16 protein-coding genes are annotated in these 25,135 nt (G+C 50.3%); 14 read left to right on the top strand and 2 right to left on the bottom strand.

Features of this window, described 5'->3' with window-relative positions:
* Positions 1-48 precede the first annotated feature (48 nt).
* Positions 49-2,415, top strand: a complete 2,367-nt coding sequence (locus JKP77_RS00770) for a TonB-dependent receptor domain-containing protein (protein ID WP_218309389.1) — start codon at positions 49-51, stop codon at positions 2,413-2,415.
* A gap of 302 nt (positions 2,416-2,717) precedes the next feature.
* Here the strand turns inward: JKP77_RS00770 and JKP77_RS00765 are convergent, their stop codons facing one another.
* Both JKP77_RS00765 and JKP77_RS00760 read right to left on the bottom strand, forming a co-directional pair.
* Positions 2,718-5,279, bottom strand: coding sequence for a glycoside hydrolase family 3 protein (locus JKP77_RS00765; protein ID WP_218309294.1), 2,562 nt, complete (start codon positions 5,277-5,279; stop codon positions 2,718-2,720).
* Complete coding sequence (locus JKP77_RS00760) at positions 5,276-6,526, bottom strand: sugar MFS transporter (protein ID WP_218309293.1); 1,251 nt, start codon at positions 6,524-6,526, stop codon at positions 5,276-5,278. Before JKP77_RS00760 ends, JKP77_RS00765 begins: the two co-directional genes overlap by 4 nt.
* A gap of 665 nt (positions 6,527-7,191) precedes the next feature.
* Here JKP77_RS00760 and JKP77_RS00755 point away from each other — a divergent pair.
* The 13 genes from JKP77_RS00755 to JKP77_RS00695 all read left to right on the top strand — a co-directional run bounded on the left by JKP77_RS00755 (position 7,192) and on the right by JKP77_RS00695 (position 25,099).
* Positions 7,192-10,155: a TonB-dependent receptor gene (locus JKP77_RS00755; protein ID WP_218309292.1), complete on the top strand. Its 2,964-nt coding sequence runs from the start codon at positions 7,192-7,194 to the stop codon at positions 10,153-10,155.
* Positions 10,156-10,393: 238 nt separating this feature from the next.
* The gene (locus JKP77_RS00750) at positions 10,394-11,965 is read left to right on the top strand and encodes a tryptophan halogenase family protein (RefSeq protein ID WP_218309291.1); all 1,572 of its coding nucleotides are present in this window, start codon (positions 10,394-10,396) and stop codon (positions 11,963-11,965) included.
* An 11-nt stretch (positions 11,966-11,976) separates the two neighbouring features.
* Positions 11,977-12,690, top strand: a complete 714-nt coding sequence (locus JKP77_RS00745) for a SapC family protein (RefSeq protein ID WP_218309290.1) — start codon at positions 11,977-11,979, stop codon at positions 12,688-12,690.
* Positions 12,691-13,698 carry a cupin-like domain-containing protein gene (locus JKP77_RS00740; protein ID WP_246601010.1) on the top strand — a complete coding sequence of 336 codons (1,008 nt, stop codon included), beginning with the start codon at positions 12,691-12,693 and terminating at the stop codon, positions 13,696-13,698.
* 21 nt (positions 13,699-13,719) lie between these two features.
* The gene (locus tag JKP77_RS00735; protein ID WP_218309289.1) at positions 13,720-15,195 is read left to right on the top strand and encodes a tryptophan halogenase family protein; all 1,476 of its coding nucleotides are present in this window, start codon (positions 13,720-13,722) and stop codon (positions 15,193-15,195) included.
* Between the two features lie 225 nt (positions 15,196-15,420).
* The gene (locus JKP77_RS00730) at positions 15,421-17,358 is read left to right on the top strand and encodes a TonB-dependent receptor plug domain-containing protein (protein ID WP_218309288.1); all 1,938 of its coding nucleotides are present in this window, start codon (positions 15,421-15,423) and stop codon (positions 17,356-17,358) included.
* 24 nt (positions 17,359-17,382) lie between these two features.
* On the top strand, positions 17,383-18,537 hold the full coding sequence (locus JKP77_RS00725) for an HmuY family protein (protein WP_218309287.1): 1,155 nt from the start codon (positions 17,383-17,385) through the stop codon (positions 18,535-18,537).
* 6 nt (positions 18,538-18,543) lie between these two features.
* The gene (locus tag JKP77_RS00720; RefSeq protein WP_218309387.1) at positions 18,544-19,446 is read left to right on the top strand and encodes a heme/hemin ABC transporter substrate-binding protein; all 903 of its coding nucleotides are present in this window, start codon (positions 18,544-18,546) and stop codon (positions 19,444-19,446) included.
* A complete protein-coding gene (locus JKP77_RS00715) occupies positions 19,443-20,519 on the top strand; it encodes a FecCD family ABC transporter permease (protein ID WP_338024823.1) in 1,077 nt (358 codons plus the stop codon). The genes JKP77_RS00720 and JKP77_RS00715 overlap by 4 nt, the downstream gene beginning before the upstream one ends.
* A complete protein-coding gene (locus JKP77_RS00710) occupies positions 20,512-21,309 on the top strand; it encodes an ATP-binding cassette domain-containing protein (protein ID WP_246601009.1) in 798 nt (265 codons plus the stop codon). The genes JKP77_RS00715 and JKP77_RS00710 overlap by 8 nt, the downstream gene beginning before the upstream one ends.
* Before the next feature lie 12 nt (positions 21,310-21,321).
* Positions 21,322-22,050: a HugZ family pyridoxamine 5'-phosphate oxidase gene (locus tag JKP77_RS00705; protein WP_218309286.1), complete on the top strand. Its 729-nt coding sequence runs from the start codon at positions 21,322-21,324 to the stop codon at positions 22,048-22,050.
* 363 nt (positions 22,051-22,413) lie between these two features.
* On the top strand, positions 22,414-23,751 hold the full coding sequence (locus JKP77_RS00700) for a GH1 family beta-glucosidase (protein ID WP_218309285.1): 1,338 nt from the start codon (positions 22,414-22,416) through the stop codon (positions 23,749-23,751).
* A gap of 22 nt (positions 23,752-23,773) precedes the next feature.
* Positions 23,774-25,099 (top strand): glycoside-pentoside-hexuronide (GPH):cation symporter, encoded by a 1,326-nt coding sequence (locus JKP77_RS00695; RefSeq protein WP_218309284.1) that lies wholly within the window; start codon positions 23,774-23,776, stop codon positions 25,097-25,099.
* Positions 25,100-25,135 lie beyond the last annotated feature (36 nt).

Raw genomic sequence — 25,135 nt, 5'->3', positions numbered from 1 at the left:
ACGGACACTTTGAGAAGGAAAGAAAAACCTGTGAACATTCGTCATTCAATGGTCGCCTCGGCCGTCTTATCATCGCTATTAGGTACCAGCGTATTGGCTCAGGAAAACACCCCCATGCTGCCTGATGGCAGTGCAATGGAACATATTGTTGTTTCTGCAACAGGGTTTGAACAAAAACTGACAGAAGCTCCAGCCAGTATTTCTGTGATTACGCAGGAAGACTTGCAAGCACGATCTTTTATGACATTGCTGGATGCAGTCCAGTTTCAGGAAGGTATCGACATTGGTACTACCCGCGATAAGACAGGACAGGGCACCGTGAGCATGCGAGGCCTCACGGGGGAATACACGCTTTTGCTTATCGACGGTATTCGTATGAATAACCACGGTGATATTTATCCGAATAACTTTGGTGGCAATGCCTTTGGACACGTACCGCCTATAGAGGCTATTGAGCGTATTGAAGTTATTCGCGGTCCGGCATCGACGCTTTACGGCGCAGATGCGTTAGGTGGTGTGATAAACATCATCACCAAAAAACGTTCAGAAGCGTGGGGTGGTTCAATCAATTTCGGGCGAAGTCTGCAAACCGACGATCAGTTCGGCGACGATATAACGACCGACTTCTTCGCACAGGGCCCGCTGATCAAAGACCTGTTGACGTTAGGGATCCGAGGCAGTGTTTATGAGCGCCAGGCGTCGTCGCCTGAGTTTGATCCTGCGGTGGATCCTAATGGTGAGGTGCATGTTCGTCAGCTAGGTTTCGGCAGCGGCGGCAGAACCGTCGACAGCGACAGTGAGCAGTTTGGCTTCACGCTTTACTACACGCCGTTTGACAACCAGAGTGTGAAGTTTGATTACGACAACTCGAATCAGACTTATGACAATACGCCTACCTACAATATCGATACCGGCGAGATTTCGTACCCCCTTGGCACCAAAGATAATATCGAATCCATCTGGGCAGATCGTGGCGGTGTGGTGAACCCGCGTGCCGGCTATGCGGCGAACCAGGAGTTTAACCGCGAGTGGTGGTCGATTAGCCACGATGCACAGTGGGAAAGTTTCTCAAGCATGATAGCCCTTTCTTATGTGGATACCTCTAACGATGGACGTACCTTGCCGCTGTCCGTGCAGGAACGCCTGTTGTTGCAGCAAATGTACGACGGCACCGGTGAGTATGCGGGATTAAGTGAAACAGAACGCCGTGATATCGCCGAGGAAACGTTCCTGCCGCGACCTAAGCGTCCGTTAGAAAGCAATCAGTACACGCTGGATGCCCGAATCGATATTCCGGTTACCGGCTATTGGGGCGAGCACAATATTGTACTGGGTGGCCAGCTTATCGATGGAGAATTGCTGGACGGCGTTTTTGGACTGGAAGACAGCGAAGCCGGCGGTATTCAGGAGCAGAAGATGTGGTCGCTGTTTGCTGAAGATAACTGGAGTCCAAATGACTATCTGACACTGACCGCTGGGGTGCGTTACGACGAGCATGATGTATTCGGCAGCCAGGTGTCGCCAAGAGTTTACGCGGTTTATACGTTCTCAGATAACTGGACGGTAAAAGGCGGTGTCAGCACCGGCTATAAAACCCCGAATACTACCGATCTGTATGACGGCATTACCGGCTTTGGCGGGCAAGGTACCTCACCGTTTGCGGGCAACCCTAATCTTGAGCCTGAAACCAGCGTAAACAGTGAAATCGCGGTGTACTGGAACAGTGATGAAGGACATAACTTCAACCTGACCTACTTCAATACCCAGTTTAAAGACAAAATTGCTCGCGGCGACACGGTCTATAGTTGTGAAACTACCGGAGGCGTGCGTCCCTGTGTAAATCTCGGTGATTACGACCAGCTGGGCTACGACAGTTACAGCCAGAAAATCAATATTGACGAGGTCGATTTACAGGGCATAGAGGCGGCAGGTCGCCTACAGATATCATCATCGTGGTTTGTCAGTGCTAACTATACCTGGACGGACAGTGAGCAGGAAAGCGGCCCGCAAGAAGGCCAGCCGTTAACCAACACCGCCGAGCATATGGCCAATGTCACCCTGAACTGGGATATGACGACGGATATTAATCTGTATCTGCAAACCCAGCTACGCTCGGATCGTTACCGGGGTTGGGACAGCACACTGGACAAGCCGCTTTACTACAAAAACTACGAGTTGCTGACGCTTGGCGCGCGCTACCGTATTAACGAGCATGTCACGGTCAATGCAAGAATAAACAACTTGCTGGACGAAGACTTTACGACCTACACCGCAGAATATAACGACTTAAATGGTGATGGTACTTACGAATACCTGACCGGTCGTGGCATGGTCAGTGAAGTGGTATTCCTGGATGACTACAACATTAAAGACAGCACCCGTAACTTCTGGGCAGGAGTGAATGTCAGATTCTGATTGCCATAGTCATATTCTGATCCAAGAGGCCGGCGTTTTGCCGGCTTTTTCATTTGATTTATTGGAGCAGGGGCACCACAGGTTATCCGCGCGATATTTTACATCGTCATGAGTCCGGTCGATGCAAGGCTCAGACATTCCTTCATCAATGTGCCTCAATTAGCGACATTCATCTTTCCCTGACCTGATTACACATGCTTACGGATTGGTATAAAAAGCACCAAAAACAAAGCCACCCGAAGGTGGCTTTGTACGTTCGGCTTCCGGGTTGGGGAGGAAGCGTTTAACGTTACTGTTGCGTATCAGTCCTTACAGGCTGGCGCGTTATCCACATCTACTTCAAAGCGGATATTCGACACAATAATATGCGCGTCGCTGGCACCGCTCAAAGCCACTGGCGAGAATACCTCACCAAACTGAGCACCTTGCTCCATAAAGCAGCGAGTGGGCAAGGTTACTGTCTGCCACTCGTTAGTGTCGGTCATGTAGTCACTAAGCGGCAGTGAGACATCGCAATTTTCTGAGCAGCCTGAGGCGACCGAGAGTGAGCCGGCGTTGGCTTCAACTTTCACATCCATGACCAGTGCTGAATTGTCCGCAGTAAAGTCACGCAGATCTTCAGGGAAGGGGGCAAAAAAGCCAATAACCGCATCGCCTGTCCAGCGCATATCCAGAGAGTCTTCCTGCACGTTGCGATCGGTGGTGCGAACCGATGCACCCGCTGAGGTAATAATATTGCTTTGCATGACGGTATCACCGTCGCTGTCTTTAATCATTAACTGCCACGGTTTCTGTGTGCTGCGAACGTAGATATCGTGTGATGTCAGGCCGGCATTGCCGAGTTCACCGCGATCAGTACTTAGCGGATATTCGGTAGTATCCTGCTCACCATATTCCAGGCCATAGCCATAAGGAAACAACGGCGTTTTTCCGTCTCCGCGATTCACAGTTGCCTGCGAAGGCAGCGCTGGCCAGGAGAACGACAGGTTGCCGGTCACAGGATAATTCACGTCACCATTTGCTTTGGTAAACAGCACATCTGCGACACCCTGACCTTCTGAGCCAGGTAACCAGGCAACCACAAAGGCATCAGATGCATTTAGTTCCGGGTTCACCCACAGAGGCCGACCGGTAATAAATACGGAAACTACCGGGATCCCTTTCGCTTTCAATGATTCCAGCAGGGCCAGGTCGGTTTTATCGCCGCGCTGGTACTCCAGGTTCGACAAATCGCCGTTACCCTCTGCATACGGGTTTTCGCCGAATACGACAATGGCGACGTCGGGTTTCTCTTCAAAGCTGCCATCTTCAGACAACACGGCGTTGCCACCAGCTTCTGACACTACAGACTCAATCCCCTGATAAATTGATGTGGCACCCGGGAAATCACTGTTTTCATTTCCCGTGCCCTGCCAGGTGATAGTCCAGCCGCCAGACTGCTTGCCAATATTGTGCGCAGCATCACCTGCCACCAACACGTTCATGTCAGGCGTCAGTGGCAAAATATCATTCTGATTTTTCAGCATTACCAGTGATTTGCGAACAGCTTCACGGGCAACGGCACGATGCTCGTCTGCACCAATCAACTCCGCTTTTGCTGAAAGCGAGCGCTTTGCGGGCGAAGGCAAATCAAATAATCCGACGCGGACTTTCACGCGAAGCACCCGGCGTACCGCATCATCAAGACGGGACATGGGAATTTCACCGCTTTTTACCTGCGCGATAGTATTTTCGTATAGCGGCTTCCAGGCACCCGTTGGCACCATGTAAACATCAAGGCCAGCGTTAATCGCCTGAGGGCAGCTTTCATTGCTGCAGCCCTTAATCTGCCCATGACCATTCCAGTCGCCAACCACAAAGCCGTCAAAGCCCATCTTTTCTTTTAATACGTTGGTTAACAGGTACTTGTTGCCATGGATCTTATCGCCATGCCAGCTGTTAAATGATGCCATTACCGATTGTGCACCTGCATCCAGACCTTCTACATAGCCCTGCGCGTGAATGCGAAACAACGTTTCTTCATCGGCCAGGTTGTCACCCTGATCGTCACCACCTTCGGTACCGCCATCACCCACGAAATGCTTCACGGTAGAAATCACGTGCTCATCGTCAATGTTGCCATCGCGAATATCGCCCTGAAGACCAGAAACAATCGCACGCGCATACTTGCCTACGATTTCAGGATCTTCTGAGTAGCTTTCATAAGTGCGGCCCCAGCGATCATCACGTGCAGTAGCCACTGTTGGTGCAAAAATCCAGTCGATACCAGTAGCACGCACTTCTTTGGCGGTAACGGTGGCTATTCGGCTGATAAGCTCTGGGTCGTTCATCGCCCCCAGACCGATATTATGTGGGAATAAGGTCGCACCAATCACATTGTTGTGACCGTGTACGGCGTCTGTACCCCACATTGTCGGGATGCTGATACCATCTAAGGAATCATCGACGGATGCCTGATACATGGCTTCTGCCACGGCAACCCAGTCTTCCATTGATGCGTGCTTGTCGTTGTTCGGGAACGCACCGCCACCATTCAAATAGGATCCGAAACCGTATTTACGCATGTCTTCAACGGTGACATCACGAATTTCGGGCTGCATGATTTGTGCAACCTTTTGCTCCAGCGTCATGCTTTCCAGCAGCTCAGATACCGTGGCTTCTACTTCCTCACTATTCTCGGTAGTGAAGGATATTTCAGGCCAGTAGTCCGGAACCTGTGAATCAGGTGCCGGTGGCAGACTACGAGAGGTCTGCTCAGGTTCAACATTCGCTGATGTGGCTTGCGTAGCGTCGTCTTTCTGACAAGCTGACACCAGCAGCGCCGTAGCAACTACTGCGACGGAATGCTTCCATTTAAAATTCATGCGTTTTTCTCCTGAGATTCGACAGGCTTGGACCCAATAAGGCCGTAATATGCGATATATAGATAGCAAAGCATGGGTAACAGGAAAGAGATCTGCAGGCCCATTGTGTCGGCTACCACGCCCTGTAGCAGAGGGATAATGGCACCACCAACAATCGCCAGACAGAGCATGCCTGAGCCATTTGCTGTTTGTTTACCCAGTCCTTTCAGTGCAAGACTGAAAATAGTGGGGAACATAATAGAGTTACAAAGACCTACTGCCAGAATCGACCACATGGCCAGGCTGCCAGAACTTGAAACTGACAAAATAATCAGCAGGCAGGACAGCGCGCTATTGAACGCCAGCAATTTACCGGGGCTGACTTTCTGCATCAAAACTGCACCGATGAACCGACCCACCATGGCACCGCCCCAATAATAGGCGATATAGTTAGCAGCCTGACCTTCGGTCATGCCCATGACGTTTTCAGAAACAAAATAGTTAACCAGAAAACTGCCGATTGATACCTCTGCACCGACATAAACAAAAATACCAATAACACCTAACGCCAGGTGGCGGTGTTTCAGTACGGTCTGATCGGCTTCGGTAGGCAGGTCAACGTCATCCTTAGATGGCTTGGGTAATGAGACTTTAATCATTACGATTGCCATAACCACTAATATGCCTGCCATTGAGAGGTAAGGCGCGATGACAGAACTGGCCTCTACGGGGGCACTGGATTCACCATGCGTGGCGGAAAATAGCAGGTAACCGCCTATGATTGGCGCAACTGTGGTTCCCAGTGAGTTGAATGCCTGCGTCATGGTTAAGCGACTCGATGCCGTTTCAGGATCGCCCATCACGGTTACCAGCGGGTTTGCCGCCACTTGCAGGATGGTCACGCCTGATGCGAGTACAAACAAAGCCGTCAGGAACATCCAGTACTGCTCCATGTAAGCAGACGGTATGAACATGACACAACCAACAGCGGCAGTGATCAGGCCAATGCCAATGCCTTTCTGGTAGCCGACTTTACTGACTAGACGACCACCGGGAATTGATACCAGAAAATAGGCGCCGAAAAAACACGACTGAACCAGCATGGCTTTGGTGAAGCTTAGTTCGAATAATGATTTAAGGTGCGGAATTAACACATCGTTCATGGCGGTAATGAAACCCCACATGAAAAACAATGATGTGAGAGTGCCCAGAACAAAATGCGATGTTTTGGGACTGTGGTGGGTACCAGCCTGAGCAGTATGGTTCATAGTTACGTTCTGCCTTGTCGTTGTGGCGTGTTTAGATACAGCAGGTACTAAGGCGCGCCTTCAGACCAGCTTGACGTGAATCGCACACAATATTGTTAATAACTTGTTGGCTAGTATAGGCGTGAGAAAGTGAAATGCAAGCGCTTACATTGTATTTTTGAATGCGCTTACATTTATCATTTGTAAATACGATCATGTTCAATATTTTCTCTAATGAGGCGTTTTCGTTAAACGTGGTTCATGCAACCACCTACCTAAGATAGATGCTGGTAAAAAATAAATAAAAATAAATCAGTGTTATAAGCGTTATTTATTGTTGTGTTCACAACATTCATAGGATTGGATCCAGAACAACAAACGATCAGGTATGCGATCTGGTCGATCCAGAGTTGACTAAAAATAAATCAATTAACAAGTTTAAAACACTTGCATTACAAAAGTATCGTAAGTATTTTGTAATGAAAGCGCTTACAGCTTTTGCCTGTAAATTTGTAAGCGCTTTCATTGCAGTTGGCGAGCGATGCCGCGGTATGCATCGTATGAAGATAAAACCAATGTGAATGAAGCGGCTATTGGCACATGAACTACACTTGTAACCGACTCGCTCCCTGGGTCTTACAAATAGTGGATGTCCTTAACGCATAACCGCTCGACTGGGGAAATACATGAAATCAAGAACATTTAATAAAACCCGATTAGCAACCAGTTTGTCGCTAATCTTGGGTGCTGTTGCAGCAATGCCTGCAGTAGCACAGGAAAGCGAAGAGAAGGAATTAACCGCCGGTGATTTTGAAGTCATTGAAGTCAGCGGTATTCGCGAAAGTTTGACCAAAGCAATGCTGACAAAAAAAGCGGCATCTGGTGTCGTTGATGCCATTTCCGCGGAAGATATCGGTAAATTTCCGGACACCAACCTGGCAGAATCACTGCAGCGTATTACCGGTGTGTCAATCGACCGTTCCAACGGTGAAGGTAGCCGGATTACGGTTCGTGGCTTTGGTCCCGACTATAACCTGGTAACGCTAAACGGACGTCAGATGCCGGCAGCTTCTATCGAAGCTACGTCAGCATCCAGCTCACGCTCTTTCGATTTTGGAAATTTGGCTTCAGAAGGGGTATCGGCAGTTGAGGTGTACAAAACCAGCCTGGCTGCAAAACCTACTGGTGGTATCGGTTCTACAGTAAACCTGGTTACGGCTAAGCCGCTTTCTAACCCTGGCCTGACGGCATCTGCATCGGTTAAAGGCGTGTACGATAATTCTACCGAAACCGGCAGCAAGGTAACGCCTGAACTCTCGGGTATTTACAGTCAAACGTTTAACGATGACAAATTCGGTATTCAACTTATCGGTTCTTACCAAGAGCGCGACAGCGGTTCGGCCAGTGCCGAAACCGGGAATGGTTGGTATACCATTAAAGGTGACGGTGGCGACTGGGGGTCCTTGCCTCAGGATACTTTCGAGAATCCGCCTCAGGAAAACGATGTGTACTCAGTACCTCGTAACCTGGCGTACAACTTCAACGAATTCCGTCGCACCCGGACAAACGGCCAGTTAACGCTGCAATATCGTCCGGTAGATAATTTTACCTCCACGCTGGATTACACCTATTCAGAGCTTGAAACACGCACAATGCGTCAACAGATTTCAACCTGGTTTAACGGCCAGCCCGTATACGGTGAATATACTCAGGGCAGCAACACAGAAGGATCGGTTATTGGGCCGGTAATCTATGCGGACAACTCCGGTTCAGATGTCGGTCTGGGTACATCAGACTTCACTCGTGTGAATGAAAATAACTCTATTGGTGTGAATTTCGAGTGGTTAGTTTCAGACCGACTGGAACTGGAACTGGATTATCATCACTCGACAGCGGAAGCAGGTCCTGGCGATAACCTGGGAAGCGACAACGTTATTTCCGGTGTACAGTTTGACCGCGTGCTGACGGAAGTTGATTATTCACAAGACTTCCCTGTGATGGACATCACCTATGCCGACGGCGTAGACGGCCTGGACCCTTCACGCATGCTAACTTCGGGCACGTCGTTCCGAAACAGTTACATGAAATCTGAGATCGATCAGATTCAGTTCAGCGGTAAGTACTATGTCGATGAAGGCATCCTTGGCTCAATTGACTTCGGTATTTCTGCAATCGAAGTAGACAATCGCTCTGCGTATTCTAACGCGCAGCGTGATACCTGGGGCGGCTATGGGGCGCCAGAAGATTATCCGGATGATATCTTTATTCAGCAAGACCTGCCGAGCCGCTTCGATGACATTTTAGGTAGCAATGGCGGCAGTCTGGAACCGTTCTACTATGCATCAAGCATGCAGGATTTCTTAAGCGCGATTTCGGCGATTGCAACGGCTAACGGCGACAACCTTGGACCGTGTGGTACCGAATTGTGTATGGATCCAAATTACTCCACTGACCGTCGTACGACAGAAACGCAGTGGGCTGCTTATGTGCAGGCCAACATGTCATTCGAAATTGGCACCATGCCAGCGAACCTGGTTGTGGGCGTGCGATACGAAGACACTGACGTTGAGTCTACCGCTCTGGTACCTGAATATTCCACTATCGCCTGGACCGGCGATAACGAATTCACTGCACAAGCAGTAGGGAACCAGTTTACTTCACTGGATGGTGGTTATGATCACTTCCTGCCTTCTGTCGACTTCAATATTGAAGTGGTTGAAGACCTGATTGTGCGTGCGTCTTACAGCAAAACCATCACACGTCCAAGCTACCAGTCAATTCAGGGTGGTCTGACAATTGGTGAGTTGGCGCGTTTCAACGGTGGTACCGGTAACGCAGGTAACCCTAATCTGTTGCCGTTTGAGTCAACGAACATCGATCTGTCGACAGAATACTATTACGGCGAAGGCAGCTACGTTTCTATCGGTTACTTCGACAAGAGCGTAGATAACTTCATTGCGCAGGATTCGTATACCGACACAGTGTTCAACCTGCCTAACCCATTTGGTGGCCCTCGTTATCAGGAAGCGGTTGAAGCTCTGGGTACAGACGATGCGACAGCAGTACGCCAGTACTTTGTCGACCAGGGTTACACGAATGCGGACGGCCAGATTGTGGGTATCGCGGGTGAAGATCCACTTATGCCTTACACCATCATTCAGGATATCAACGCCGATACCCGCAACGTTGATGGTTTCGAGATGGCCGTACAGCACATCTTCGGTGAGACCGGCTTTGGCGTCATTGTTAACTACACTACGGTTGATGGGGACGTAACTTACGATAACTACAATACGAACAAAGGCGAAGCGCCGAATCAGTTTGTATTGCCAGGTTTGAGTGATACAGCCAACGCGGTGCTTTTCTATGAAAAAGATGCCTGGGAAGTGCGTCTTGCCTGGAACTGGCGTGACAAGTTCTTCGCTTCCGGCTTTGACGGGAACGGTGAACGTAACCCGATTTATGTTGAGGAATACAGTCAGCTGGACGCGAGCGTTCGCTATCAGGCGATGGAAAACCTCGAAGTCTTTGTTGAAGGTATCAACATTACTAACGAGTACCAACGTACGCATGGTCGTCATCCAAACATGCTGATTGGCGTGTACGACGGTGAGCCTCGTTATAACGTGGGTGTGCGCTACAACTTCTAGTCCCGAGAAGTTGTAGATCAGGGAGGCGCTGTCGAAGGAATCGGCAGCGCCGACCGCCTTAATAAGTTAGACTCCAACGAGTTGCTTTTTTAAACGGAACTGAATTAGCAACTCGCTGTGGGTTTATCTTCCCCCGGGACGGTGGAAAGAAAAATCAGAAACAACCGGCTTGCACACACAATGTCGGTAAAACTGCGACTATCAGATACGCACAAATCTGCGCAGACGGGACAATAAAATGAAGTCACAACACAATTCAACGCCGCACCGGTCTGTTGTGATCGTAGGTGGCGGCGCAGCCGGCTGGTTAACAGCAGCCATTATTGCTGCTGAACACAATGTGAAGAATAACCCCAACGTATCCGTTACGCTGGTGGAATCGCCTGACGTTAAAATTCTTGGCGTAGGAGAGGGTACCTGGCCAACGATGCGTGACACATTGCGCAAAATTGGTATAGATGAGTACCCGTTTTTGCTTTCCTGCGATGCCTCTTTCAAACAGGGGACGTGCTTCAAAGGCTGGATTAACGGGCAGTCTGATGACGTCTATTATCATCCATTCGATTTACCTGCTGGTTTCTTTGAAACTGATATTGCCGCCTGGTGGCAGCAGGCTGATAACAATGTCAGCTTTGCCACGCTGTTTTCCTCCCAGGTTGCGCTTTGCGAACAGCAAAAAGCACCGAAACAGCCGCAAACCCCACCCTATGCTGCGGTGGCGAACTATGGCTATCACCTTGATGCGAATAAATTCGCAGAGTTGCTAAAAAACCACAGTGTTAATGTGCTTGGGGTGACGCATGTCATTGACCATGTTGACGCTATTATTGGTGAACCAGACCAGCCCATGCAGGCTATTCGCGGGAAAAAGGGTGAAATTCCGGGCGATATTTTTATTGATTGTTCCGGCTTCGCTGCAATGCTAATCGGTCAGCATTATGGTGTGCCGCTCGCACCCGTAACCGCATTGAAAAACGATACCGCCATGGCAGTGCAGGCGAAGTACAAAAGCGACTCAACACCAATTCAGTCTGCTACGGTGTCTACCGCGCAGGAATCAGGCTGGATCTGGGATATCGGCCTGCCTACCCGCAAGGGTACAGGCTATGTCTACAGCAGTGCACACGTTGACGATGACACGGCCAAAGCCACACTGCTTAACTATTTAAAAAACGATGATGCTTCAGCCGACGTTGATCCTGACGCCATCAGAAAAATTCAGTTTACGCCGGGCTATCGGAAAACCCTGTGGAAACACAACTGTATTGCTGTAGGCACGTCTGCCGGATTCCTCGAGCCATTGGAGGCGTCTGCGCTGGTGATGATTGAACTGGCAGCAAAAGACATCGCCCGCTTGTTACCATCGAATAACGCGCAAATGCAGATGGCTTCTGAACAGTTTAATCAGGTAATGAACACACGCTGGGCCCGTATTATTGACTTTTTGAAGCTGCACTACGTGCTAAGCGAGCGACGAGACACCGCATACTGGCGGGATATGACTGATATGAGCGGCGCTTCTCTGCAACTACAGGCCTGGCTGGAGATGTGGAATACGCGTCCTCCTCACGCTGACGATTTTTTGTTTAATAACGAAATTTTCCCTGTTGCCAGCTACCTCTATATTCTTTACGGCATGGGGTACAAAGGGCAGGTAGATCCGGGCCGCTTCCCGGCACAACGCTTATCTCAGGCTGAAGTGGCAATACGTCATAACCATCAGCGTTTACAACAATTACTTGCGGGGCTGCCGCAAAACCGCGAACTGTTAACACAGTTACGGTCAGCCGCCGCGAACGAAGCCAGCTAATAGGAGTGATCATGGCTAAACACGTCTTACTGAATAACGTCGAGCACAAAGATCTGAAAGTGATCACCACGCACAGCGACGCCTATGGCGAAAATATTATGTGTGTGCCGGTGTATCCGGTGGAATGCCGACACGCGCAGGCACATTATCCGTTGATGTTCGCCAAGGACGCTAATGGCGATTTTCAGATGGTGGCACTGCTGGGCTTTGAACAGGGAGAAAACCTGTTCTTATCCGGTAACGACTGGCTGGCGAGTTACAAGCCGCTGCTCATTGAGAAAGGGCCGTTTCTGATTGGTCGAAATGCTCAGCAGGGCGAGGAAACCTTGTCGATTCACATCGATTTGGATGATCCGCGCGTGAATGAGTCAGAAGGCCAGCCAATCTTCCTGCCCCACGGCGGCAATACCGATTACATCGATAATATCGCCAACGTACTAAGCACTATTCATCAAAGTCAGACGGAAGCCGGGCTGTTCGTAAAACGCCTGAACGAGTTGGAACTGATAGAAAGCTTTGTCGTGGATATCGATCTGGATGGTACAGGTACTCACCGCCTTTCAGGCTTTTATGCGCTGAATGAAGATAAGCTCAAAAAACTGAACGCAGAGACGCTGGGCGACTTGCACAGCAATGGCTACATCGAACTGATATACATGATGCTGGCATCCATGTCGCAACTTCGTCATATGATTGACCTGAAAAAGGCGCGAGTGAGCAGCTAAATGAGCATGCCATCACCACAGCAGGAACACGTAACAACGTCGGACGCATTGCCCTCGCAACTGTCGCAATGGACCCGCCCCCGGCATTTGCCCGGGCTGGTATCGCACTGGCCAGTGGTGCAGGCGGCAAAACAAGGTGATGCGGCGCTGGTTAACTACTTACAGCAGTTCGACAACAATGTGACTGTTGATTGTCTTGAGTTAGCACACGCAGAAGATGGGCGGATGTTCTACAACGACGACATGTCCGGGTTCAACTTCAGCCGCACTCGCAAACCGTTTATGCAGGCATTGAAAGCGATGCTTGCGCTGGCAGAAGAAGATGAACCCGACTCGTTATACGTAGGATCTACCACGGTGCAAAGTTGTCTGCCGGGTTTTGTGGAGGCGAATCCGATAGGGCTGGACTCGCTGGATCCTCTGGCCACATTATGGATTGGTAACAAAAGCCGGATAGCGGCGCACTATGACGTGCCCGACAATCTTATTTGCGTGACCGCGGGCAAACGCAAAGTGACCCTGTTTCCGCCTGAGCAAGTGGAAAACCTGTACGTAGGGCCGCTACATTTTACGCCCGCAGGGCAAGCCATTAGCCTAGTGGATTTTAAAAAGCCGGACCTTGATCGTTTCCCTGATTTTGCCACTGCGCTGGAAAACGCACTGGTGGTGGAGTTGCATCCGGGCGACGCGCTATATATTCCGTCAATGTGGTGGCATCACATTGAAGGGCAGGAAACCATGAATATGCTGGTGAATTTCTGGTGGCGAGAAACGCCTTCCCATTTGGGACGAACGGAGAATGCGCTCTACCATGCCCTGCTAGCGCTGAATAATTTACCCGATGCCCAACGCGAAGCGTGGAAGGCGATGTTTAATCATTATGTATTTGGTGAGTCATCGACACGCTTTTCCCACATTCCGGAAAGCCGGCAAGGGCCGCTAGGCCATATTGATGAGCCAACTATGCGACAGTTTAAGGCATGGCTGGCAAATAATTTAAAGCAGTAACTGAATTCGGCAGGACAGACTATGACTGATTCTAAAAAGCAACGGGTGGTAATTGCCGGAGGAGGCACCGCAGGCTGGATGGCGGCCGCAGCCTTTACCCGAATTCTGAACCGGCAGGTAGATGTTACGCTGATAGAAAGCAGTGACATTGGTACCGTTGGGGTGGGTGAAGCGACCATTCCTACACTGGTGTTCTTCCACAAGCTGCTCAAGATCAATGAGCAGGAGTTTATGGCAGCCACCAATGCTACATTTAAACTGGGCATTAATTTCGAGAACTGGAAAGAGCTTGAGCATGCCTATCTGCATGCTTTTGGCGTAACCGGGAAAGATTGCTGGGCAGCCGGCTTTCAGCACTTCTGGATGCGCGGTTTAAAAGAAGGCTTAAGCACCGACTTTGGTGATTACTGCCTGGAGCGCAAAGCCGCAGAAGCCGGTAAATTTGCGCACCTGCCAAACAATGGTCTGAACTACGCGTATCACATCGATGCGACGCTGTACGCGCAGTTTCTGCGAAAAATTGCTGAGCATGAGGGCCTGACCCGCATTGATGCCAAAATCGATGACGTCACTATGCGCGAAAAGGACGGCTATATAGAAAGTCTGACGCTGGACAACGGTGATGTCATAGAGGGCGATATCTTTATCGACTGCACGGGCTTCCGTGGCCTGCTGATTGAAAAAGCGTTGCACACCGGTTATGAAGACTGGTCGCACTGGTTGCCTTGCGATAGCGCGGTAGCGGTGCAAACAGAATCCGTTGGCGACCCCATTCCTTACACTCGTTGTATTGCCCATGAAGCTGGGTGGCAGTGGCGAATTCCGCTGCAACATCGTGTGGGTAACGGCATGGTATATTGCAGTAACTATGTCAGCGATGATGAGGCTATTGAGAAACTACTTGCCAACATCAAAGGCAAGCCGTTAAACGATCCGCGCGTCATTCACTTTCGCACCGGACGTCGTCGTAAACAGTGGAACCGCAACTGTATTGCGCTGGGCCTTGCCAGTGGTTTCTTAGAGCCATTGGAATCCACCAGTATTCACCTTATCCAGCAGGGCATCGTGCGGTTGCTGAGAATGTTTCCCATCGATGGCATATGCGAAGAGGATGTGAACGAGTTCAACGCTCAGGCCGATTTTGACATCGAGCACATCCGCGACTTTATCATTCTGCATTATCATGTAACGAACCGCACAGACACCCCATTCTGGCGTCATTGCCGTCAAATGGATGTGCCTGACTCATTACGCCACCGTATCGATTTGTTCGTCAAAACCGGTCGCGTATTCCGTGAGGGCAGTGAGTTGTTCGACGACTCCTGGCAGCAGGTGATGATAGGGCAGGGGCTGATGCCGCAGTCGTATCACCCGATTGTCGATACCATGAGTCGGCAGGAACTGGAGCAATTGCTGTCGCAAATTCGCACGAACATCGATCGGGCGGTAGATAAGCTGCCTTACCATCAGGATTATCTCACGCGTTATAGTCAATAACGTTCACCAAAGGAGTGGAGAAATACTTCCTGACCTGCTCATCTTCTCCAGTTCTGACCCACTGCGCAAAAAGGCTTTTTATCTATCTGATAAAAAGCCTTTTTCTATTTTTTAAACATACAGAGAACACCAATAATCCCTTAAAAAATTCAGGGTTGTAATCCTCTTTATTTTGTATAGGATCGAATGATAATTATTATCATTTAGATTATCAAAGAGGAAGCCGTGAATCGAAGTGCAGCATTTCTTAGTGCCGTTGTCGCTGTAGCACCCGCTATTGCTGCGGAACCCTCCGACAGGCTTGAGCGAGTTGTGGTCACCGGGACACGCACACCGACACTGTTGCATGACTCACCAGTAAAGGTTGATGTGGTTGAGGGCGAGGAAATCGCCCGCCTGTCGAAAGGAACACTGCGACAAGTATTAGAGGTTATGCCCGGTGTAGTCGTTCGTCGAAACCAGAAAGATGGCTACAACGTGCAAATGGGCGGTTTTAACGGCGATCATGTACTGGTTTTGATTAACGGGCAGCCGGTAATTTCGCCCACCGGCTCCTCCGTCGATTTGGACCAAATCAGTGTAAACAATATCCGTCAGATCGAAATTGTCCGTGGTGCCGCCTCCGTGTTGTACGGCAGCTCTGCGATGGGCGGAGTGATCAATATCATTACCGACACGCCAGAGGGAAGTGCGCTCACAGCCGACTACGAGGTTTCCGCTTTTCCTGGCAACGCAATTGACGATGAGCGATGGGGACACACGGCAAAAATCAACGCCAGCACCCGCTGGGAGCAATGGCGACTGGGTGGGAGCGTACAACATATCGCAAACCCTGGCTTTGAGTATGATCCCGATACGGTGGTACAGAATGGTGGCGCCGTAGACAAAGATTTTGCGACATTGTCTGTAGGGCGACACTGGGATGATTTGCAGATCCGCTACAACGGACAGTGGTTTGAGGAAACCAAGAATAAGCCTCAGTCTGCGATCCCTGGTCAGAATGCGCTTATTCAATACCAGTCTGATGTAACGCAATGGCAGCACGACTTTCGAATCGAAAAATCACACCAGTGGCATGTTAATGGTCGCTATCTTGAGCACGATGAACTAAGCGGCAACAGTAATGGTTTACGCCAAACCGACATATTGCTGGCCGAGCTGGACGCCCAATGGATTGTCAGTTCCGGTGCCATTGAGTGGGTAGCGGGTGGCGTGTTGCATACCGACGAACTGGATCAGTATCGGATTGATACCGGTACAACAGAAGTTGATAACGCCAGCCGTGACAGCGCCGAGGCTTACCTGCAGGCCAACTGGCGCACCGGTGATACCCAGTGGTTAGGCGGGTTACGGGTGCAAAACGATTCTGATTTCGGCTGGCATGAAGCGATAAAGCTCAGCATCAGTCACGTCGTTAAACAGCAGACACTGAAATGGCAGTGGCGCGGCGGCGTGGGGAGCAGTTACCGGGTACCAAACTTAAAAGAACGCTATTACGTTTTTGACCACAGTAACCTTGGTTACATGGTGCTGGGAAATTCTGCACTGGTGCCAGAAACGGCGTTGAGTACCAATGCCGGCGTGGAAGTGATATGGGAGCCAGCTTCCAGTCAGTGGCAGTTTTCCGGCGACATTGAACTGCATCATACCGAAGCGGAAGCGTTCATCACCACACAGCTGGATCGGGAAGCCTCGGAGGAGGCCGGTCTGGATATCTCCGTTTATCAGAACCTTGAAGAAGCCACGCTATCCGGTGTTGATATCAGTATGTCGGCCAGAAACCTGAACTGGCACTGGCAGGTTCATTACAGCTATCTGCAAACCGAAGGAGAGCAGGGGAAACGCCTGACAGAGCGTCCGCGACACGTAGTGAAGGCGTCAGTCAGCTATGACTTCGATAACGTGGACAGCACACTGCAAACCTATCTGGTTTATGAAGGGGACGTCTCGCCTGCACAGGGGTACACCGATATTGGCCGCGACCACTTCACTACCGTCAACCTGGTCTATCAGCATCACTTAACTGCTCACTGGCAGTTTCGCGCTGGTGCAGAAAACCTTACCGACACCCATCGGGATCCAGCACTTACCCAATCCGGGCGTTGGGATGCGCGGCCTGTTACAGCCCGTCGGGTCTATCTCGGCTTCGGCTATCGCTTTTAACATTTCTTAATAAGGAACTTATAAATGAACAAAACCTATTTAGCATTACTTTTAGCTATCAGTCTCGGACTTACCGCTTGTGGAGGCTCCAGCGATCCTGATACCAGCACCACGCCACCGGACAGTTCTGAAGGTGATGACAGTGGCGAAGATACGGGTGATGATGGCGATAGCAGTGATGGCAATATCGAGGAAGGCACCGTATTCGGTCCCTTCAGCACGGGCTCAACCTCAGATCCTGTCGCGGTATATTTCGATCTTGATACACAAACAGAGGTTTCACTGACAGAAGAGGAAGCGGCTACAGATACCACCTGGGACATCGCCTTCAAACGCACCAGTGTTTTTGTGAATACCCATCAGGAGACGCCGGTCAGTGTTTATTTCACGGGTAATAACGCTGACTTTTATGATGATAGCGGCGAGCCGGTTGCAGACAAATTCTTAAATGCGACACCTGACAGTGAACTGGAAGATTATCTGGCCATTACCGCAGAAGATATTCCGCAGGCAGATGCATTTATTACCGATTCAGAATCGCAGGTAATTGGCGACAGCTTCTATCACTACGATATGACAACCCATGTCGTGTCGCCGGCTGATGACGTATTTTACATTGTTTCCTCGGATGACAATTACACCAAATTTCACGTAACCAACATCGTCACCGAAGGTCGCGGTCTGGGCGAGATCACATTGGAAGTCATGCATCAAAGCGCGGTGGACGGGCAGGCAGAGTTTGCGCAGCCGGTGGATATCACCCTCAATGCAGTAGGCTGCGTTGAACCACTGTTTATTGATTTTGACCTGCAACAGGCCGTTACCGAAGCCGATAACTGGGATGTTCAGATTCCCTGTGGTGATGGCGCCGCAGAATTTGCGATGCTTCTTGCCGACGATGCTACGGTGTTACGCACAGATGGAGAAACCCATACTGGTATCGATCCGGAAGCTGCACCTTTCTACGGCTTCAGTGAGGACAATGTCACAGATTATGCCTTTGATGCGTCTCCCTGGTATTTCTACGATAGCACTTCGCATTTACTGCACTCGCAATTTGGTGTGTACCTTATTCAGACAGCTGGCGCTACGTTCAAGCTGCAGATCACCAGCTACTATGACGATGCTGGCACTTCAGGAAGCTATAGCTTCCGCGCAGATGAACTGGTTCAGGAATAAACTGTGATGACGCGTATCAGTATGACTCTGCTGTTACTGTTGCTAGTGGCAGGCTTCGGCCTGCCGGTAACAGCAAATAGCGACACGCCACGCATTATCAGTGCTGGTGGCAGTATAACGGAGGTAATCTACGCGCTGGGGCGCGGTGATTGGGTGGTGGCAACCGACAACACCAGTTCCTACCCGGAACCTGCAGGCGAGGTAACCAAGCTGGGATATTTCAGACAGCTCAGTACTGAAGGTGTGCTTGCTCAGCATCCGACGCACTTAATTGGTGCTGATGCGACCGGGCCTGACATCATGCTTAAGCAGGTAGCGAGCGCGGGTGTGCAGGTTTCAGTACTGCATCAGCCTAGAAACCTCGCGGGTTTGCTCAGTGTAATTCGCGATGTCGGGGATATTGTAAATGCAGAAACTGCAGCAAACCGTCTTATAGAACGAATTCAACGTGAGGTTACAGAACAAAAGCAACGTTTTCTGAATGATGCAGATACCACACACTCCCTCAGGGCATTGTTTATCGTAGCGAATAACGACAGAGGGCTGACGGTAGCGGGACAAAATACGGTGCCGCAGGCGCTCTTTTCTGAGCTAAATATTGTCAATATCGCTGAGTCCATAGAGGGCTATAAGCTTATCGACAACGAAACGGTACTGGCCGGCAATCCCGACTTTATCCTGGTTGCAGGACACATGCTGCATGGTGAAAGCGCACTACAAAAACTGTGTTCGCAAAAGGCAGTTGCCGCGACCTTTGCAGGCAAGCATTGCCTGGTGCAGTCAATTGACAGCAGTATCGGATTAGGGCTGTCTCCGCGCTTTGCCGATGCACTGGGCATTGTTGCGGACCAGGCCAAAACGGCCATACGACAGAAGCAAACCGCATCAACAGCCGGGCTTTATCCGTGAGTACGCTGACGCAACAGCCGCAGGCCTACCAGCAATTTGTACAGGCCAGAGTACGTGAGCGCAAACTACGCGCTGCTCTCATTACCGTGGCGTTGATGGCAGCGATGTACGCGGGGCTGGTCTCAGGCAGTTATGAGATCCAGCTGGCTCAGGTAGTTTCATCCATGTTCTCTGTTCAGTCTGCGTCCGATGTGGCAACCCAATACTACATTGTTACCGAACTGCGCTTACCGCGTGTATTAATGACAGCCACTGTCGGAGCGATGCTGGCCATGTCAGGTTGTGCGATGCAGGGACTGGTTCGCAACCCGCTTGCCGATCCTGGCTTAATTGGTATTGCCGGAGGTGCTGCTGCCGCAGCTGCTGTCAGCATGGCGATACTGCCACCATTTATTCCTGCGCTCGCGCCGGTATGGGTTGCTACCTGGGCGTTTGGTGGAGCGCTTATGGCGGTATGGCTGGTGGTGCGTTTTGCCAGTACACCCGGTGGAATGTCCGTCGCATCGCTTATCCTGGCAGGCGTCGCCATCAATGCCTTGAGTGGCACTATTATCGGTGCTGTCAGTTATGTCGCAAGCGACGATGCACTACGCCAAATTACGTACTGGACGATGGGCAGTATGGCAGGTGCGCAGTGGAGCGTGGTGGCAGTCATTACCGGTGCAGGGATGCTGGCAACAGCCGGACTGGTAGCCTGCAGACAGGCGCTGAACCTGTTAGCACTGGGAGAGAGTGACGCTGCTTACATGGGATTGAATGTAAAACGCTACAAGCAGACTATTCTTTGGCTGGTCGCATTTTCTGTCGGTATGGCAACCGCGTTGTGCGGCATTATCAGTTTTGTCGGGCTGGTAGTACCGCATATTTGTCGCAGTCTGTTCGGTGTGGAGCATCGCTTTTTGTTACCTGCTTGCGGGCTAATGGGCGCGTTGTTGCTGGTGGTAGCAGATACGCTCTCACGTTCGCTGTTCCCGCCTATGGAAATTCCCATCGGTATTGTGACTTCAGCCATAGGAGCACCGTTTTTTCTGTATCTGCTGTGGCAACAAAAAGGGAGACTGGGCTTTGGCTGAGAATGCAATGCTACACGTTAATAATCTGACCGTTACCCGAGGGCGTCGCACGCTCCTTGAGAGTTTTAAAGCTTTTTTCGAGCCCGGTGAGTTTGTGGCAATAGTGGGAGAAAACGGGTGTGGAAAATCATCACTGCTGTCTGAGCTAAGCGGCGCTAACGTCACGACATCGTCAGATATCTGCTTTCACGGCAAGCCGCTTCAGGATTTCACATCGTCTGAACTGGCAAGCCTGCGGGCTGTGATGCAACAAACTCCGGTAACGCCGTTTGGCTTCGTGTCGGCAGAAATACTGGAAATGGCCCGGAACCAGATTACAGAGTCACCCGATAAACGTCAGCAATGCATCCAGCAGGTGGCGCGGTGGTTGGAGATTTCTCATTTGCTTACCCGCAATATTCAGACGTTATCGGGCGGCGAGCGACAGCGGGTATTTCTGGCAAAAACAGTTTTGCAGATCCTGCCTTCACCGGAATTGCACAGCCAGACGCTAAGCGGGCGTATGTTACTACTTGATGAGCCCACTTCAGCACTGGATTTGCGACATCAGAAAATCGTGATGCAGACACTGACACGTTTATGTCAGGCCGGCCTGTGTGTTTTATGCGTAAGCCACGATATTAATTTGATCACGCCTTACGCCAGCCGGATGATGGTACTTGGCGAGAAGCGATGCCTGGCGGATGCGCCGCCGGCCGAAGCGCTTACTGCAAATGTACTGGCACGGTGTTTTCACACTCAACTGAAACTACTTAAAAACGAACAACAGATTGTGTTCGTCACGCACTAATCAGGAGTCACTATGAGCATGCAACACATTACGTTTGATGCCAAACACCTTTCACGCAAGCACCATTCAGGGGTGCTGAGTACGCAGTCTACATCAATGCCGGGCTATCCGTTTGGCTCGGTCGTGCCGTTTTATCTCACCGCGCAAGGTGATGCCATTATCTATATTTCCGATATTGCACTTCACACCCGCAATATCAACGCTGACTCAAAAGTCAGTCTTACTATTTTTGATGCAGACGAAGACGACTCTCAGGCTAACGGGAGAGTAACAATACTCGGGAACGCTGAGCGAGTTGCCGCTGAAAAAGTCAAAGCGCAGTATCTGGCATTGTTTCCGCAAGCGAAAAGCTATGAACAAACCCACGATTTTAACTTTTACAAAATTCGCACCGAGCGCGTGCGCTACATTGGCGGGTTTGGGAAAATTCACTGGATAAGCAAAGAGTTGTGGTTTGTACCGCAGCAGGACTGGCACAGTAACGCGTCAGGTATGATCAACCATATGAATGACGATCACGTCGATGCCATGCAGGCCTTTATCCGTGTTGCCAGCGGCCTCTATTGCGGGCAGCCTGAGATGGTCAGCGTGTTTCCGGAAGGGGCGCATTATCGTTGTGGTGAAAAAGTCATTTATGTTGCTTTCCACGAATTATGTCATACCCCAACGCAAGTGCGTCAGGCTTTGGTGAAACTCACCCATGATGCTCGTGAACAGTTGGGTATAAAAAAAGCGGGCTAATTGCATTCTGCTCAGTATTGCTGGTGCGGACAGAATTCAGCTTGGTGTTCTGTCGGTTCTGGCAATTTTCAGGCTCGGCCCCACTCCTTCTCCAGGTCGGCCCTTTGGTGCGCTTACGCCAGTAGGCGCACTTTTTTCCTCCTCATCATTTGCCATACTCCGACGTGTAAAATTCATGTTAAAAACGCTATGAAAGCGCTTACACTTTGTGGTAAAGTCAACCACAGTTTCAGTAGATATGCTGTGTCTTGCTAATTTTTTGTAAGCGCTTCCAGCACAACGCCTGGACAGACTGAACGCCTGTTCAGCGCCAATATTTTTTTATAGATTTAAACTGTTAACCTGTAGGAATACCTGTCTCTCATGGATATTACTGCGAAGCCCGGATCGCCATTTGCGGATCCCTCATTTACGCTCGGTGTCGCCACTTCTTCCTTTCAAATTGAAGGAGGGGCTGAGGGACGTGAGCCGTGCATTTGGGATACCTTTTGTGAGCAACCCGGCAAAATTGCCGATGGCAGCCACGGCCTTGTTGCATGCGACCACATTAACCTGTGGAAAGAAGATATTGCGCTAATTGCTTCGCTGAATGTCGATGCATACCGGTTTTCAATATGCTGGCCGCGTATCATCCGTGCTGATGGGTCGGTAAATCAGGAAGGTCTGGATTTCTACATAGGCATTCTTGACACACTGGCACAGCGCAATATTAAAGCTTACGTTACCCTTTATCACTGGGATTTGCCGCAGTATCTTGAAGATAAAGGCGGCTGGTTAAACCGCGATACCGCCTTTGCCTTCGCTGAGTATGTCGATGTGGTAACCAAAGCCTTTGGCGATAAAGTGTATTCCTACGCCACATTGAATGAACCTTTCTGTAGTGCCTACCTCGGGTACGAGGTCGGTGTGCATGCGCCGGGTAAAGTAGGGAAAGAGTACGGCAAGAAAGCCGTGCACCATTTGTTACTGGCGCACGGACTGGGTATGAAGGTGCTGCGAAAGAATGTGCCGGATACAGAAAGTGGTATCGTACTTAACTTCACCCCTTTTTACCCTGCAAGCGACTCCGATAAAGATAAAACAGCTACCAAGCTGGCGCACGATCATTTTAACGACTGGTATATCCGCCCGATTATCGAGGGCGAATATCCCGGGCTGCTTGAATCGCTGCCACCGGAGCATTGCCCGCTGATTGAAGAGGGTGATATGGAAACCATTTCTCAGCCCATCGATTTTCTGGGCGTGAATTATTACACCCGGGCGAAAGTGAAAGACGATGGTGGAGAAGATCCCAAGCAGCTGGATCCTCCCGAAGATTGCGAAAAAACGGCAATGGGCTGGGAAGTGTATCCGCAGGGGCTCACCGATTTACTGCTACAATTACATAACGATTACCGGCTGCCTCCCTTGCTGATTACGGAAAACGGGCTGGCAAGCGACGATCATCTTATCGATGGCGTAGTGAATGATGAACAGCGTATTCGTTATCTGCAAACACACATGGATGCCGTGACAGAAGCCGTAAATCAGGGGGTTAACATTACGGGGTACTTTGTCTGGAGTTTGCTGGATAATTTTGAGTGGGCGTTAGGTTACGAAAAGCGTTTTGGCATCGTTTATGTTGATTATGAAACACAAAAGCGTACGCTGAAAAACAGTGCGCTGGCATTACGCAAAATGCTGGCACAACGAAAAGAATAACGATTAATCGGGCGTAGTGCGCATGGTCAGTTCACGGGAAAAGATTGCCTACGGTCTGGGAGATACCGCCAGTAACTTTATCTTCCAGACGGTAATGTTGTTTCTTACTTTTTATTACACCGATATCGTGGGGCTATCGCCTGCTGCGGTCGGCAGTATGTTCCTGATAGTAAGAATTTTTGACGCGGTGACCGATCCAATGATGGGCGCACTGGCCGATCGAACACGAACCCGCTGGGGCAGTTACCGCCCTTATCTGTTATGGCTGGCACTGCCATTTGCTATCTGCAGTGTGATTGCTTTTACCTCACCGCCTTTACCTGAAACCGGCAAGTTCGCTTATGCCTTCGGTACCTATGCACTGCTGATGTTGATGTATACCGCTATCAACATTCCGTATTCTGCACTGGGCGGCGTAATGAGCGCCGATGCCAATGAGCGCGTGTCAATTCAGTCTTACCGTTTTGTCTTTGCCATGGGCGGCGGCCTGATCGTGACATTATTTATGTTGCCGCTGGTGGAGTACTTTGGTCAGGGGGATGACGCCGCTGGCTACCAGGGTGCGATGATCCTCATGAGCGTCATCGGCATGGTGTTATTTCTGCTGTGCTTTTTAGGCACGCGGGAGCGGGTAAAGCCCTCAAATGAAGTGGCTGTGCCCTACACGCAGCAGCTAAAAGCCCTGTGGCAAAACGATCAATGCCGAGTGTTATGCGTTGTCGCCGTTGTGCTGTTAACGGGGATGGTGCTGCGAAATACGCTGGCAATCTATTACGTGAAATACGTATTACAGCGTCCTGACGACGTTACTCTGTTTGTTACAGCAGGCATGATTGGCAGCATTATCGGGTGCGCGCTGGCGAACCCGGCCGCCAGAAGGTTCTGCAAAATTAAGGTATATACCTTTTTGCAAATTGCCAGTGCGGTTATCTGCATCCTGAATTATTTTGTGCCAGCCGATGCGTGGTTGCTGGCAGTAAGCCTGCACTTCCTGTGGGGCTTGTTGCTGCAAATGGCAACGCCACTGCTGTGGGCAAAAATTGCCGATGTGGTGGATTACGGAGAACATAAAACTGGTGTGCGAATGACTGGCGTAACCTACTCAACGGTTGTGTTCTTCATCAAGGTTGGTCTGGCATTGGGCGGTGCTATGGCGGGGTGGTTACTGGCATTTTACGGCTATGAAGCGAACGTATTGAGCGAGCGGGTGTCTGCCGGTATTGTGATTTCGTTTTGCATATTACCGGCGATTGCCTCTTTAGGTGTTGCGATTATCATGCGCTGGTATACATTAGATAACAACAAGATAGACGCTATTCAGCAACAGTTGTCACTGCAACGCCAGTAACAGGCGGTTCAGTCAGGTGTGCGCCGGCTTCGTGTC

This window comes from Alteromonas antoniana, from assembly GCF_019249295.1.
GTDB classification, from domain to species: Bacteria; Pseudomonadota; Gammaproteobacteria; order Enterobacterales; family Alteromonadaceae; genus Alteromonas; species Alteromonas antoniana.
The sequence above is the reverse complement of the archived record's forward strand: the minus strand, read 5'-3'. Positions and strand labels throughout refer to the sequence as shown.